Source organism: Corallococcus sp. AB030, assembly GCF_003668965.1.
Taxonomy (GTDB): domain Bacteria; phylum Myxococcota; class Myxococcia; order Myxococcales; family Myxococcaceae; genus Corallococcus; species Corallococcus exiguus.
Window position 1 is genome coordinate 1 of record NZ_RAWQ01000153.1, and the last position, 14,253, is coordinate 14,253.

Genomic DNA, 14,253 nt, shown 5'->3' on the forward strand with positions numbered 1-14,253 from the left:
CGCCCAGTCCCCCGCCCACCACGGCCACCTTCGTCGCCTGCATGTCCGTCCTCCGTCCCGGCGCCCGGCGCAGTCCGGGCATCCAACGGCCACCACGAAGGAGGACGGAAAAAGGTTACAGCGCCGGCCGCGGAGCCGCGCCGCGAGGTGACTCCCCCTCACCTCTTCGCGGAGGCCGTGTGACGGCGCACCAGCACATACGCCGCCGGCAGCCCCACCAACACCGTCAACGTGGACAGGGACAGGCCCCCCAGCACGGTGATGGCCAGCGGCCGTTGCAGCTCGCCCCCCTCACCCAGTCCGAGCGCGAGCGGGACGAGCCCCAGCAGCGTCGCCAGCGTCGTCATGAGGATGGGACGCAGACGCACGGAGGTGGCGTGGCCCACGGCCTCGGCCGCGGCCATTCCTTCGGCGCGTCCCTCCTCCGCCCGGTCGAGCAGGAGGATGCCGTTCTTCACGACGAGCCCGACGAGCAGGATGCAGCCCATCAACGAGGAGACGTTGAGCGGCGTGCCGGTGAGCCGCAGACAGGCGACGCCCGCCGCGAGCGCCACGGGGACCGAGCCCAGGATGAGCAGGGGGAGCACGACCCCGCGGAAGTGGAAGGTCAGCACCAGGAAGACCCCCAGCGTGGCCAACGCCAGCACCAGCACGAGGGCCTGGAAGGACTCGCGCTGACTTTCGCGCTGACCGCCCAGCCGCACCTCCACCCCCGCTGGCTTCTCCAGCGTGGCGAGCCGCGCCTCCACCTCCGCGGTGACGCTGCCCAGGTCCCGCCCCTCCAGCCGCCCCGTCACCGCCACCAGCGGACGCAGGTTGTCCGAAAGCAGCTCCGCGGGCTGGCACTCCTGGCGCACGCGCGCCACCTGCGTCAGTGGAACCATCTGCCCCGAGGCAGTCCGCAGGCGCAGGCGCTGGAGAACCTGGGGATCCATGCGGTCGGCTTCACGCAGCCGCACTCGCACGTCCACCTGCCGGCCCTCGCGGGGGAGCGTCCCAACGACATCGCCCAACAGCGCGGTCCGGACCTGCGCCGACACCTCCCGCGTCGTGAACCCCAGACGGCCCGCCTGGACCAGGTCCACATCCAGGTGGGTCTCCGGAATGCACCCGGTGACGCCGTCGAACAGGTCCGCCAGGCCCGGGATGTCCCGCAGCCGCTCGGCGACGCGGGGCGCGAAATCCCGCAGCACCTGGACGTCCTGCCCCAGCAGCTTGACCTCGACGGGATCCGGCGCGCCTTCCAGGTCGGAGAGCACGTCCTGCAGCAGCTCGACGAACTCCAGCCGGACTCCGGGAAGCGCGGCTTCCGCCCGCGTGCGTGTCGCCTCGATGATGTCCTGGCCATGGCGCGTCCGCCGCGGGGAGAGCGACACGGTCAGGTCGCCACGCGAGGACTCGGTGGCCGCCGGCGGCCCCAGCTCCGCGCCCAGGCGCCGGCTGGTGCCCATGACCTCGGGGATGTCCGCGACCACCGCCTCCAGCGCGCGCCCCAGCCGGTCCGCCTCCGCGACCGAGGTGCCCGTCGGCGTGAAGTAGTCCACGACGAACGCGCCCTCATCCAGCTCCGGCAGGAACCCCGTCCCCACGCCCCGGCCCAGCAACGCCAACAGCACGGTGAGGAGCACCACGCCTGCCACCAGCACTCCCGGCCGCGCACGCCACTGCGTGAGCATGAACCCCGGGATGACAGGCTCGGGCGCGGGGTGGCCGCCGGGAGGAACGAGCAGCCACCCGCACAGCAGCGGCGTCAGCGTGACGGCCAGCACGAGGGAGAACAACACGGCGGTGCACAGCGTGAACGCCAGCGCGGTGAAGAACTGGCCGGACACGCCGGGCAGCAGCGACAGCGGCGCGAAGACCACGACCGTGGTGAGCGTGGAGTTGGTGACGGGCCAGGCGATCTCCCGGAGCGCGTCCGCGGTCGCGGCCCACCGCTCCGTCCCCGCCGCCACCCGGCGGTACACCGCCTCCACCACGACCACGGCGTCGTCCACCACCAGCCCGATGGCCACCGCCAGCCCGCCCAGCGACATCAGGTTGAGCGTCCCGCCCACGAGCCAGAGTGCGCCAAAGGTCATCGCCAGGGTGGCCGGGAGCACCACCGCCGCGGCCGTCATCGCCCGCCAGGAGCGCAGGAAGAGGCCCACGACCGCGAGCGTGAGCAACCCACCGAGGATGACCTCTTCCCGCACGTGGGCCACGGACCGGGCGATGAGCCCGGCCTGATCATAGGAGAGCTCGACGTCGATGCCCGGCGGCAGTCCCGCTCGCACCCGGTCGAGCTCCGCCTGGATGTCCCGCGCCAGGGTGACAGCGTCCGCCCCGGGTCGCCGGCCCACGTTGACGAGCACCGCGGGCCGGCCGTTCGCGTACGTCAGGGAGAGCCGGTCGGCGTGTCCCTCCTGGATCCGCGCGACGTCGCCCAGCTGCACGGGCGCCTCGGGCGTCCCGCCCACGACGAGCGCCGCCAACCGGTCCGGCGAGTCCACCGGCCCCCGCACCACCACCAGCGCCTGCTGGTAGTGCACGTCCACCCGGCCCGCCGGTTCGAGCACGAGCGCGCTGCCCACCTGGGTGGCGAGCGTGGGCAGGTCCAGCTTCGCCTGCTCCAGCCGCTGTGCGTCCACGGCGATGCCGAGCTCGCGCACGTCGCCGCCGACCACGTCCACGCGCCCCACTCCGGCGAGGCCCGCCAGGCCGGGACGCAGCGTCCGCAGGGCGAACTCGCGCAGCAGGGCAGGGTCCACCGTCCCGGTGACGGCGAGGGTCTGGATGGGAAAGGACGACGGGGTGAGCCGCTCGGCGGAGAGCGTCGCGTCCGCGGGCAGTGCGTTCTGCACCTCCGCGAGCCGCGCATTGACGAGCCCCAGGGCCCGCTCCATGTCCGCGTTCGAGTCGAACCAGAGGGATATCTCCGCGGCCGCGCGGATGGTCCGGGAGCGCACCTGCCGCACGCCGATGACCGTGGACAGCGCTTCCTCCACCGGGCCGGTCACGGACAACCGCAGGGTCTGCGCGCTGGCGCCATTCAGCGTCGCGGCGACGACGATTCGCGGGAAGGTCACCTCCGGGTAGAGGCCAGCGGGCAGGCGGGTCGCGCCGAGCACTCCCGCCAGCGTCAGCGCCGCCAGCAGCACCACCACCCCGGGCGCGTTGCGCCGCAGCAGCGTCAGCCACGTCACCTCAGGACCTCTACCCCGGCGTCATCCGGCAGGGAGTAGCCCCCTTCCACGACGACGCGCTCGCCCACCGCGAGCGGCCCCTGGACGACGGCCCCGCCCAGGTCCTCGGAGACGACGTGGACCGGCACCCGGTGGACCCGCCCGTCCCCGAGCCGCGCGACCGCGACGCCCCCATCCTCCTGGGGCAGGAGCGCCGACGCCGGCACGGCCAGCGCGCTGCCCAGCGACGCCACGACGACGTGGGCTCGCGCGGTCGCGCCCAGGCGCAGCTCCCCGCGCGGGTTGGCGAAGCGCAGGCGGACCAGCACGTTGCCGCTCTGCGGATCCACGGAAGGGGACACCGCGGCGACCTCGCCCTCGCGGGCACCGTCCAGCCCGTCGACGGTGAGGGTCGCGCGTTGACCGGGTTGGACCTCCGCGGCCTCCTGCTGGGTGACGAACGCACGCAGCTCCAGCGGATCCGTCGCCGAGACCTGGACCACGGGGGGATTCGCACCCTCCACCCTCTCCCCCTGCCGCACGCCGATGGCCGTCACGACTCCGTCGAAGGGGGCCTGCAGCGAGGTGCGCCCCATGCCCCGCCGCGCCAGCTCCAGGGCGCTCCGGGCCCGGGCCTCCGCGGCGCGGGCGGAGGCCTCCGCGTTCCGGTCCTGCTCCGCGTCCTGACGGGCCGCGACCCCGTGCTCGGCCAGGACATCCGTGCGCGCACGCTTCTCCTTCGCGGCCTCGAGCGCGGAGGTGGCTTCGCGCAGGGAGGCCTCCGCCTGCTGGAGCTCCGCGGCGGCGTTGAGCGTGTCCACCTGGGCCAGGACTTCGCCCGCGCGCACCCGGTCCCCTTCGGCCACGCGCAGCAGCGACAGCCGCCCGGGCACCAGCGGTGAGAGCCGGACCTCGCCCCCGGGCGGCGCCGACAGCAGGCCCGCGACGCGAAGTTCGCGCACGGCCCGTCCCGGAGCCACGAGGGCGACGCGGACACGCGGCAGGGGCGGCGGGCCCACCTCGGGCGGCGTCCGCTGGCACCCCACGCCAGAGGCGAAGAGACAGGCGAGCAGCGCGAATCTAGGGCTCATCAAGGGGCATCCCGGCGGCGAGTTCGAGGTCCGCGAAGGCGGACTGGGCGGCGAAGGCGGCTTCGATGGCCTGCGTCCGCGTCTCCGTGGCCGTCTGGAGCGCGGCGTTGAGCGCCACCCGGGGACTGCGGCCCACGCGATAGGACTCCAGGGCCATGCCCTCCGTCTTCTCCACCGCGGGGAGGATCTCCTCCGAGTAGCGAGCGAGTCCCGCCAGCGAGGCGGACAGGCGCGCATGGCTGGAGACGAGCTCCGTCCACCGGGAACGCCGCTCCTCGTTCTGGCGGGCGCGCGCGAGTTCCAGCGAGGCCGCGGCGCGGACCGTCTCTCCGCGTCCCAAGCCAGGGAGGGAGAGGTCCAGGTCGAGCGCGCCGCGAAGATACGTGCTGCGTCCCCCGGGGCCATCCGCCTCCACGGAGACCCCCACCGTGGGCACGGGCCACCGTTCCCGACGTGACGCCCGCAGGGAGGCCTCGGCCGCCGCCACGTCGGCCTGGCGTGCCTCGGCGGCGGGGGATTGCGCGCCTCGGGCCAGGACGGCTTCCAGTGAAGGCAGGGCGGGCGGGGAGGTGTCCACCGGCTCCAGCGCCGCACCCGGTGGCCGGCCCAGCAGCAGGGCCAGCGCCGCCGTGGCGGCGGCGAGCTCACCCTGGCGGGTCAGCCATTGGACTTCGGCGGTGCCTCGGGCGATGCGGGCCTGGAGCAGGTCCAGTTCCGGAGCCGCGCCGGTGTCGAAGAGCAGCACCGCGGCGGCCTCCGACTCGCGCGCGAGCGCCAGTGCGCGCGCGGAGGTCTCCAGGAGCTGGTGGGCGCGCACGCATGAGAAGTAGGCACGCCGCGCATCCGCCCGGACCGTGGCCTCGCTCGCGCGGCGCTCGTCGGCGGCGCCACGGGCCGTCAACTCCGCGGCGAGCACACGGGCCGCCCGGGCGCCCGGGGCCGGAAGCTTCTGGGTCAGTCCCACGGTCCACCGGGGATCATTTCCCCCTCCCCCCAGTGTCAGGGTCAGCGGGGAGAAGGTCCGGGCGACCTCCTCGTCCCCGCGGGCCACGGCTTCCTGCGCCCGGGCCTGTGCGAGCGCCGGAGCCTGACTCCTGGCTTCGAGGAGCGCCAGACGCAGCGTGAGTGGCTCCCCCAGCGCGGTGCCGCCACACAGCAGCAGCAACGTGACGACCCTGGAAAACCCTGCACTCCCGTGCCACATCGAAGGACAGTCCTCCCGACAGCACCGTCCCCGCCATCACCCACCGGGGCCGCTCACCGCGAGGAAGGAGGCGTAATGCCCCGAAGCCGGTGGCCGTTTCCGTCCCGGCACGACGCATAGAGCGATGTCCGGCCCTCGCCACCCGCGCGTGAGAAGAACCTCATCCCCTCCCCATGCGGACTTCATGAGCCCCGGCGGGGGCGGCGCACGGTGACGTTCAGGCGCCCCGGTCGACCGGCAGCCCCGAGCGCGCGAAGGAGAACACCAGCGACGTCTCGATGCGGCTCACCTCCGGACGGCTGGTGAAGGACTGGATGGTGAGCACGCGCAGATGTTCGGTGTCCCGACACACGACGTGCACCAGGAAGTCCGTCGTGCCGCCCAGGCAATAGACGGCCACCGTCTCCGGCAGCGAGCGCAGGTGGTCGCCGATGCTGCCGAAGGCCTCGCCCACGTGGAGCCGGAGCTGCACGGCGATGAGCGCCTGGAGCCCCAGCCCCAGCGAGCGTGGATCCAGGTCCGCGCGATAGGAGCGGATGACCCCGTCCGCCTCCAGCCGCTTCACCCGCGCGAGGCACGACGACGGGGCCAGCCCCACCTTCGCGGCCAATTCCTTGTTGGACAGCCGTGCATTGTTCTGGAGGGCCTCCAGAATCTCGCGATCAATTCGGTCGAGTGCGGCCATCCGTGGCTCCTGGGCGAACTCCATTCGATGGATGCCGCTCAATCCTGGCTCGTATTCTGTCCGCATGCCACGACACAGAATCGCAGCATGTCTCGTCCTCCTGGCGGGCACGGCCTTCGCGGCCCCCGCTTCGTCGCCGGATGCCCTGCTAGCGCCCTGGTCCGGGCCCCATGGAGGCGTCCCGCCGTTCGACCGCGCGCGAGTGGAGGACTTCGCTCCAGCGCTCGAAGCCGCCATGGCGCAGGCGCGGAGCGAGGTCGCCGCCATCGCGGACTCGAAGGAGCCCCCCACCTTCGAGAACACCGTCGCCGCGTTCCAGGACTCGGGGCGGACGTTCAATCGCGTCTGAAGGTGCGCAAGCAGGCGTATGACTTCGACGACAGCGAGGTGAAGCCATACCTCTATCTGGAGACCCTGCGCGAGGGCATGTTCTGGGTGGCGGGCCAGCTCTTCGGCTACACCTTCACGCCCGCGCCGGACGTGCCCGTCTTCCACCCGGACGTGCGCGTCTTCGCCGTCAAGGACCGGGAGAGCGGCCGGGAGCGGGGGCTCCTCTACTTCGACCCCTACGCGCGTGAGGGCAAATACAACGGAGGGCAGACGGAGACGTACCGCGTCCAGGAGCGCTTCCGTGGCGAGGTGCCGGCCCTGGTGGCCATCAGCATGCCCTTCGTGAAGCCGGGGGCGGGAGGCCCCGCGCTGCTCGGCTGGCGTGACGCCCAGACGCTGTTCCACGAGTTCGGCCATGCGCTGCACACGCTGAGCGGGGACGTGACGTACCCATCGCTCGGTGGTGGCCGCGTGGTGAGCGACTATGCGGAGTTCCCCTCCAAGCTGTTCGAGCACTGGCTCGCCACGCCGGAGGTGCTGAGCCGCTTCGCGGTGCATCACACGACGGGACAGCCCATGCCCCAGGCGCTCGTCGCCCGCATCCAGAAGGCGGCGACGTTCAACCAGGGCTTCTACACCGTGGACTTCCTCACCTCCGCGCTGGTGGAGATGAAGATGCACCTGGCGGGCGCGAAGCGAATCGACCCCGACGCCTTCGAGCGCGACGTGCTCCGCCAGATGGGTGCGCCCGTGGAGGTCGGCATGCGCTTCCGCATGCCCCATTTCGGACACGTCTTCGCCAGCAACACCTACGCGGCGGGCGACTACCGCTATCTCTGGGCGGACATGTTGGCTTCGGATGCCTTCGAGGCCTTCCAGGAAGCCGGAGGTGCCTATGACGCGGAGGTGGCCGCCCGGCTGCGCGAGCACGTGCTTTCAGTGGGCAACACCCTCGACCCGTTCGAGGGCTACCGGAAGTTTCGGGGAAAGGACGCGAGCCTCGACGCGCTGATGCGCGAGCGCGGCTTCGCGCCCATACACTGAGGGCCATGATTGATCACACCGGCATTGGCGTCGCGGACGTCGCCCGCTCGGCGGCCTTCTACGACGCGGCGTTGGGGGCGCTCGGCCTGCGCCGCGCCATGCAGCTTCCCCAGGACACCGGGGTGGATGGCATTGGCTATGGCCGGGACTACCCCATCTTCTGGATCGACCGCTTCCATCCCCACGGCGTGAAGCAACACACGGCCTTCGCCGCCGCGAGCCGCGCCCAGGTCGACGCCTTCCACGCGGCAGCGGTGGCGGCGGGAGGAACCGACAACGGGCCACCCGGACTGCGCGGCGTCGAAACGGGCTATCCCGCCGGCTACTACGCCGCCTTCGTGCTGGACCCGGATGGCAACAACATCGAAGCCGTCTTCCGGGAGCCCTCCCGGTAGCGCCGCACCCAGCGCCCGTGACGGCGGCCTCACTGCACGGCGCGCGCGAACTGCCCCGGGGTGAGGCCGACGATGCGCTTGAAGTGCCGGTTGAGCAGGCTCTGGTCATAGAGCCCGACCTGGAGCGCGACCTCCGCGGGTGCCAGTCCCTGTGACAGCAGCCGCTGAGCTCGCGAGACGCGCAGGTGGGTGAGGTATGCGTGTGGAGGCATGCCCAGTTCCTCGCGGAAGGCGCGGCACAGGTGGAAGCGGTTCCAACCCACCTGATGGGCCAGCGCCTCCAGCGTGATGCCCTCCGGGATGGCTTCGTGCAGGGCCTCCACCACGCGCCGGATGGGCCAGCGGTAGCGCCGATCCACTGCGCCTGAATGCTCCAGACATCCGACCAGCGAGGAGAGGGCTTCGGCCAGGGCCGTCTGGAGCGCGAGCGCGCTGGAGCGTCCCTCCAGGCCCGCATCCAGCACGGCGTGGAGGCCCACGAAGTCGGCCGCCGCGGGCCGCGATGTTTCGAGTTGGAGCTCGCGAAGCCGGGCGGAGGCCGGCGCGCCCAGCGCCTCTCGGGCCTCGGCGACGAGGGACTCGTCGAAGGCGATGACCTGGAACCGGGCCGGTCCATCGCGGCGCAGGTCGCGGTGCACCTCGCCCATCTGCTTGAGGTCGACCGTTCGGGGCGAGGAGGAACGGACCTTTCCCCGCCCCCACCACTCCGAGTGCCCCCGCTGCGTCAGCATCACGGAGAAACGTTCCTTCACGGAGCGAAGCAGCCGCCCGTCGGTCCGGTAGCGCACCAGTCGCAAGCCCGGCAGCTCCGGGAACAGGAAGGTCTGGATGGACAGGGGGCCATCCACGACGGAGTGAGGGAGCGCGGGCACGGTTGGATCCTAATGATGAGCCTCCCTCCTGGCTTGGACGTTGTTGACCTGCACGCCATGCCAACAACGTCCAAGTCCGGCGTGCCCCGGCATGGCTACGTCTTGCATCGCAGGCCCGGCCCTCCCCTCACCTGGCCGGGCAGGAAGGCGTCATGTCAGGCATCCAGGACAAGGTCATTGCCATCACCGGAGCCAGCAGCGGCATTGGCGAAGCAGCGGCGGTGCTGCTCGCTGGACGCGGGGCGAAGGTCGTCCTCGGCGCACGCCGGCTGGAGCGGCTGGAACCCGTGGTGGAGCGCATCACGAAGGCGGGAGGAGAAGCCCTCTCCGCACGCACGGACGTGAGACGGCGCGAGGACGTGGCCGGGCTCGTCCGCATGGCCCGTGAGCGGTTTGGCAGGCTGGACGTGCTCATCAACAACGCGGGCAGCCTGGCGACCTCTCGGTTGGACGACCTGCGCGTCGACGACTGGGAAGAGCTGGTCGACACCAACATCAAGGGCGTGCTGTACGGCATCGCCGCGGCGCTGCCGGTCTTCCGCGAGCAGGGCTTCGGACACTTCATCAACACGGCGTCGACGTCTGCGCACCGGATCGTGCCCGGCCAGGCGGTCTACGCCGGGACGAAGTTCGCCGTGCGAGCCATCTCCGAAGGCCTGCGCCAGGAAGCGGGCCCCAAGCTGCGGGTGACGGTCATCTCGCCAGGGATGACCCGGACGAACTTCCTCGAGCACGTGAAGAATCCGGAGCTCCGGGCCCGGTTCGAGGAGGTCCGGGACAGGCTCGCGATTTCGCCGGATGCGATTGCCCGGGCCATGGCCTTCGCCATCGAGCAGCCTGCCGACGTGGACGTGGGCGAGGTGATTGTCCGTCCCACGGCGCAGGACTGAGCTCCAGCTCCTGCAATCGGGTGCGCATTCACCCGTAGGGCAAGCGCCCTCCTGCCCCGACACCGCGAGCCCTCCGCATGCGCCCGTCCCTCCTGAGGCTGTCACTCCTCCTGGCCACTCTCTCCCAGGGAGTGGCCCTGGCCCAGGGCGCGGACCCCGCGAAGGCGTTGGTCGGCACCTGGGGCGGAGAGCGCACCTATGGACCCGAGGTCCGGGGCGAGCTCACCCTCTTCCGCGACCCGGGCGGCTGGCGTGCATCCATTGGAGGCTTCACCGCCACCGGCGTCCTGGACAAGCAGTCCCTGACGTTCACGCTCCCTGGGGGCCAGGGTGACTTCCGCGGGTCGCTTTCACCCGATGGGAAACGCATCACCGGGCATTGGATTCAACCGCGCATCCTCGTGGGCGGCGTCCGCTACGCCACGCCCATGGAGCTGCGCCTCCTCCAGAAGGACGTGTGGCGCGGCAGGGTCGCGCCCCTGGAGGATCGCTTCACGCTCTACTTCGTCATCCAGGAGATGCCGGACGGCGCCATCCACGCCTTCATCCGCAACCCGGAGAAGAACCTCGGACGACAAGGCACCTTCCGCGTCTCCCTGAAGGACGGCGCCGTCTCTCTCGTGGAGACCCGGCCCGGCGGGATGCGCTTCACCGGCACGTATGACGCCGACGCCGGGAAGCTGTCGTTGAACGTCCTCTTCCTGGGCACGCTCGACCTCACTCGCCTCGAACGCGACCAGGCCGTGGGCCTCCAGCCCCGCACGCCCGCCGAACCCGTCTACACCTACCGCAAACCCATCGCCGACGGCGACGGCTGGACGACGGCGTCCCTCGCGGACGTCGGCATGGATGAAGCGCCCATCCGCGCGCTGGTGCAGGGCATCCTCGACACGACACCGGGCCCCACGTCCACGCCGCTCATCGAAGGCCTGCTCATCGCGCGCCACGGGAAGCTCGTCGTCGAGGAGTACTTCCATGGACAGGATTCGGAGCGCCCGCACGACCTGCGCTCCGCCTCGAAGACCTTCGCGCCCCTGCTGGTGGGCGCCGCCATCGACCAGGGCGCGAAGCTGCGGCCGGAGTCACCCGTGTACCCGCTCCTCCCTGGCGGCACCGCCCTGGCCTCGCAGGACCCGCGCAAGGCGCGCATCACGGTGGAACACCTGATGACCATGACGTCGGGGCTCGCGTGCGACGACAACGACGACAGCTCCCCTGGCAACGAGAACACCGTCCAGGACCAACCCTCCGGTTGGTACACATACACGCTGAACCTGCCCATGGCCCGCGAGCCCGGCGAAGACACCGCCGTGTATTGCTCCGCGGGCATCCACCTGCTGGGCGCCGTCCTGCACGAAGCCACGGGCACCTGGCTGCCGGAACTCTTCGAGCGCACCGTCGCAACCCCGCTCCAGATGCGACGCCACCACATCAACCTCTCACCCGACGGCGACGCATACCTGGGTGGTGGGCTCTACCTGCGCCCCCGAGACGCGCTGAAGCTCGGACAGCTGTATCTGTCCGGCGGCGTCTGGAACGGACGGCGGGTCATCAGCCGGCGCTGGGTGGAGCGTTCCACGGCCCGCCACGCGGAGATGAGCCCCGGCAGGACCTACGGCTACGCGTGGTGGCGGCACGAGCTGAAGGTCGGCGACCGCGTCTACGCGGAGTACGAAGCAGGCGGCAACGGCGGGCAGTACGTCATGGTCATTCCCGAGCTCGACCTGGCCGTGGCCTTCACCGGCGCCAACTACGGCCAGTTCGCGCTGTGGAAGCGGGTCCGCGAGGAATTGCTGCCCCGATACATCCTCGCGGCCGCGACCCGGAAGAATTAGCGATGCTGGGCGAGGAGCCAATCCCAGAACGCGTAGTTGTCATACTGCTGCGTCCAGCAGTCGTGCACGCCGCCGGGCAGCACGGTGAGACGCGCGATGTCGTTCCCGGTGGCCACCACGCCGGTCTGCAACGTCCACACGGGGCTGCTGGCGCCCGGGAACAGGTAAGTCACCTTCTGGGTCGGTGACGTCACCTGGACCGACTGAAACAGGCCGTAGTTCTTCGTCACGCTCATCAGCCAGGACGTCTCCGCCGACAGCGAGCTGCCGTCCGCGAACGAGTGCACCGCCCACACCGGCACGTTCTTCAGCTGGGTGAGGGTGGGCCCCGGCGCGCCGATGTTGGTGGCCATGGGCGCCAGCGCGGCCAGACGGCTCCCGTACGTGTACGCGTACTGCCAGGCGCCGTAGCCACCGAAGCTGATACCCGTCAGGTAGATGCGCGTCGTGTCCACGCGGTAGTTCGCCACGATGAAGCTGATGAACGCGTCGATCGCCGCCGGCTGCCAGTTCGTCGGCGCTCGCGGCGTGAAGACCATCACCTGGTTCTGTCCGAAGTACGCCTTGCCCTGGGCCGTCTTGTGGATGTTCTTCAGCGCCCCATGGCGCGTCACGAACTCCAACAGGTGCGCCTCCGTCGGAGACGTGCCGAACTCGCCAGCACCGTTCAGGTGGATGATGACCGGATAGGACGTGGTGGACGTCAGGTAACCCGGAGGCAGGTACTCACCGTAGCCATAGCCCGCCCCCGTGCTCGCGGGCAGCCGGGCCACGACCTGGTCCTCCGTGGTGAGGGTGAGCCCCGATTCATGCGTTCCCCACGTGTCCGCCTCCCCCGGTTCGAAACTCCCGCCGCAGGCGACAACTCCCAACGCGACAACCAGCGCAATCCATTGCATCCGCATGGTGTTTTCTCCGGGTCTGGGTTTGACGCACGGGCACTCTGCGATTGCAGATAAAAATAGAAAAGCCTCGGTTACACGAATAATCACCTTTCACGGCGAATGCACACCGCCGCCACAGGATTCCGATTGAATGGCAATACACATGGACTCCGTGGAGGTACACCGCGCCACGTCCGCCCACGGTTCGCGCCACGCGCGAAGCGCGGTCAGCGCCGGGCTTCTTCGAGCACCCAGGCCTTGAACGCCGCCACGTCCCGCCGGCCCGTCAGGGGACGCGGGTGCACGAGCCAGTAGCTGAAGTCGTTGGGGAGGACCGCCTTGAAGGGTTGGACCAGCCGGCCCGCCTCCAGGTCATCCGCCGCGAGCATCAATCGCCCCAGCGCCACGCCATCTCCGAGCCGGGCGGCCTGGAGCGCCAGCCCGGCGTCGTTGAACACCGGGCCCCGGTCCGCGTCCACGCCTGACACCCCTGCGGCATCCAACCAGCGCCTCCAGCCATCCTTGGGCGAGTCGTGGAGCAACCGGACCTTGCCCAGGTCCCCAGGCGCGCGGAGCCGCTTCGCCAGCGCCGGGGTGCACACGGGCGCGAGCCTTTCGGACGCGAGCTGCTCCGCCTTGAGCCCCGTCCACCGGCCCAGCCCGGAGCGGATGCCCACGTCGAAGCGGTCGTCGAGGAAGTCCCAGAGCGCCTCGGAGCTGTTCACGTGCAGCTCGATGTCCGGATGCTGCTTCCGGAAGCGCTCCAGGCGCGGCAACAACCAACACGCCGCGACGGAGGGCAGCACCGTGAGCCGCAGCGGTCCCTGCTCGCGCGCGTCCAGCCGCGTGGTCGCCTCGGACATGCGCTCGAACACGGGCGTCAGCTCGCGCAGGTACTCGGCGCCCCTCGCCGTCAGCGTCAGCGCGTGGCCCCGGCGCTCGAACAGGGAGACACCGAGCCAGTCCTCCAGCTGCCGCACCTGATGGCTGATGGCGGCCTGGGTGACCCGCAGCTCCGTGGCGGCGCGGGTGAAGCTCAGGTGTCGCGCTCCTGCCTCGAAGGCACGGAGGGCACCCAGCGGTGGAATGCGGCGCATGCTCGATGAGCCCCTTTTATCGAGCGCGCGAGGATAGCTCGCTGGGTCGGCGCTCCGAAGTGGAGTCTGTCTGTCCCCCGCGGTGACAAGGCGCGATGGACGCGCCGCGCCCGCGAGGTGCCCCGTCATGATTTCCGCCGAGGTGTGGGTGTTGTTCCTGGGCTACACGGTGCCCATGGTGGTGAGCCCCGGGCCGGGCAACACGGTGCTCGCCACCGCCGGAGGCCGCTTCGGCGTCCGGGGCACGCTGCCCTTCTGGATGGGCTTCGAGGCGGCCAACGTCGCGCTGTGCCTCCTCTACGGCATCGGCCTGGGGCGGGTGCTGCAAGGGCTGCCCGCGCTGCACCAGGTCCTGCGCTGGGGCAGCGTCGTGTACCTGCTCTACCTCGCGTGGGGCTTCTTCCGCGCCTCGGCCACCTCCGGGGAGGCGAGCGACGTAAGAACGCGCCTGGGGTTCGGGGAGGGGCTGCTCGCGGTCGCGCTCAACCCGAAGATCCACTCGATGATCCTGGTGATGTTCTCCCAGTTCCTCGACTCCGCCCGGGGGATGTTCTCCCAGACGGCGCAGCTCACCGCTGCCTTCCTCGTCGTCTGCCTGGCGTGCCACTTCCCGTGGATCTACGGCGGGAAGCTCATCCTGGGGCGCTTCCACTCCGAACGTGCCCTGCGCATCCAGGGCTGGACCTTCGGCGCCTGCATGATCGCCGTCGCGGCCTGGGTGGCCTTCGCCTGACACCAGCGCTCCGGCCGGGGCCCGGCGCG

12 protein-coding genes and 1 pseudogene are annotated in these 14,253 nt (G+C 70.9%); 6 read left to right on the forward strand and 7 right to left on the reverse strand.

All coding sequences use genetic code 11. From position 1 onward, the window contains the following. Positions 1-158: 158 nt before the first annotated feature. The 4 genes from D7Y15_RS29915 to D7Y15_RS29930 all read right to left on the reverse strand — a co-directional run bounded on the left by D7Y15_RS29915 (position 159) and on the right by D7Y15_RS29930 (position 6,144). Positions 159-3,185 (reverse strand): efflux RND transporter permease subunit, encoded by a 3,027-nt coding sequence (locus tag D7Y15_RS29915; RefSeq protein ID WP_121754686.1) that lies wholly within the window; start codon positions 3,183-3,185, stop codon positions 159-161. Beyond that, positions 3,182-4,255: an efflux RND transporter periplasmic adaptor subunit gene (locus D7Y15_RS29920; RefSeq protein WP_121754687.1), complete on the reverse strand. Its 1,074-nt coding sequence runs from the start codon at positions 4,253-4,255 to the stop codon at positions 3,182-3,184. Before D7Y15_RS29920 ends, D7Y15_RS29915 begins: the two co-directional genes overlap by 4 nt. After that, positions 4,245-5,420, reverse strand: a complete 1,176-nt coding sequence (locus D7Y15_RS29925) for a TolC family protein (protein ID WP_158629136.1) — start codon at positions 5,418-5,420, stop codon at positions 4,245-4,247. Before D7Y15_RS29925 ends, D7Y15_RS29920 begins: the two co-directional genes overlap by 11 nt. 256 nt (positions 5,421-5,676) lie before the next feature. Further along, a complete protein-coding gene (locus tag D7Y15_RS29930) occupies positions 5,677-6,144 on the reverse strand; it encodes an Lrp/AsnC family transcriptional regulator (RefSeq protein ID WP_121754701.1) in 468 nt (155 codons plus the stop codon). Positions 6,145-6,208: 64 nt separating this feature from the next. On the opposite strand from D7Y15_RS29930, the gene D7Y15_RS45365 reads away from it, so the two are divergent. The 3 genes and pseudogenes from D7Y15_RS45365 (at position 6,209) to D7Y15_RS29940 (ending at position 7,913) form a co-directional block, all read left to right on the forward strand. Further along, positions 6,209-6,493 (forward strand): hypothetical protein, encoded by a 285-nt coding sequence (locus D7Y15_RS45365; RefSeq protein ID WP_172811250.1) that lies wholly within the window; start codon positions 6,209-6,211, stop codon positions 6,491-6,493. Next, positions 6,493-7,518: pseudogene (locus D7Y15_RS29935) on the forward strand (M3 family metallopeptidase); the annotation flags it as partial. The gene D7Y15_RS45365 and the pseudogene D7Y15_RS29935, both read left to right, overlap by 1 nt. A 5-nt stretch (positions 7,519-7,523) precedes the next feature. Then, positions 7,524-7,913, forward strand: a complete 390-nt coding sequence (locus D7Y15_RS29940; protein WP_121754689.1) for a VOC family protein — start codon at positions 7,524-7,526, stop codon at positions 7,911-7,913. A 29-nt stretch (positions 7,914-7,942) separates the two neighbouring features. On the opposite strand, the gene D7Y15_RS29945 is transcribed toward D7Y15_RS29940, so the two are convergent. After that, complete coding sequence (locus D7Y15_RS29945; protein ID WP_121754690.1) at positions 7,943-8,785, reverse strand: AraC family transcriptional regulator; 843 nt, start codon at positions 8,783-8,785, stop codon at positions 7,943-7,945. Between the two features lie 152 nt (positions 8,786-8,937). On the opposite strand from D7Y15_RS29945, the gene D7Y15_RS29950 reads away from it, so the two are divergent. Together D7Y15_RS29950 and D7Y15_RS29955 are read left to right on the forward strand one after the other, a co-directional pair. Beyond that, complete coding sequence (locus D7Y15_RS29950) at positions 8,938-9,675, forward strand: SDR family oxidoreductase (protein WP_121754691.1); 738 nt, start codon at positions 8,938-8,940, stop codon at positions 9,673-9,675. A 77-nt stretch (positions 9,676-9,752) separates the two neighbouring features. Continuing rightward, a complete protein-coding gene (locus D7Y15_RS29955) occupies positions 9,753-11,510 on the forward strand; it encodes a serine hydrolase (protein WP_121754692.1) in 1,758 nt (585 codons plus the stop codon). Here the strand turns inward: D7Y15_RS29955 and D7Y15_RS29960 are convergent. Continuing rightward, a complete protein-coding gene (locus tag D7Y15_RS29960) occupies positions 11,507-12,415 on the reverse strand; it encodes a PHB depolymerase family esterase (RefSeq protein WP_121754693.1) in 909 nt (302 codons plus the stop codon). The two genes, D7Y15_RS29955 and D7Y15_RS29960, sit on opposite strands and share 4 nt — an antisense overlap. A gap of 206 nt (positions 12,416-12,621) precedes the next feature. Continuing rightward, a complete protein-coding gene (gene gcvA, locus D7Y15_RS29965; RefSeq protein WP_121754694.1) occupies positions 12,622-13,491 on the reverse strand; it encodes a transcriptional regulator GcvA in 870 nt (289 codons plus the stop codon). Between the two features lie 127 nt (positions 13,492-13,618). Here gcvA and D7Y15_RS29970 point away from each other — a divergent pair, with 127 nt between their 5' ends. Beyond that, on the forward strand, positions 13,619-14,224 hold the full coding sequence (locus D7Y15_RS29970; protein ID WP_121754695.1) for a LysE family translocator: 606 nt from the start codon (positions 13,619-13,621) through the stop codon (positions 14,222-14,224). Positions 14,225-14,253 lie beyond the last annotated feature (29 nt).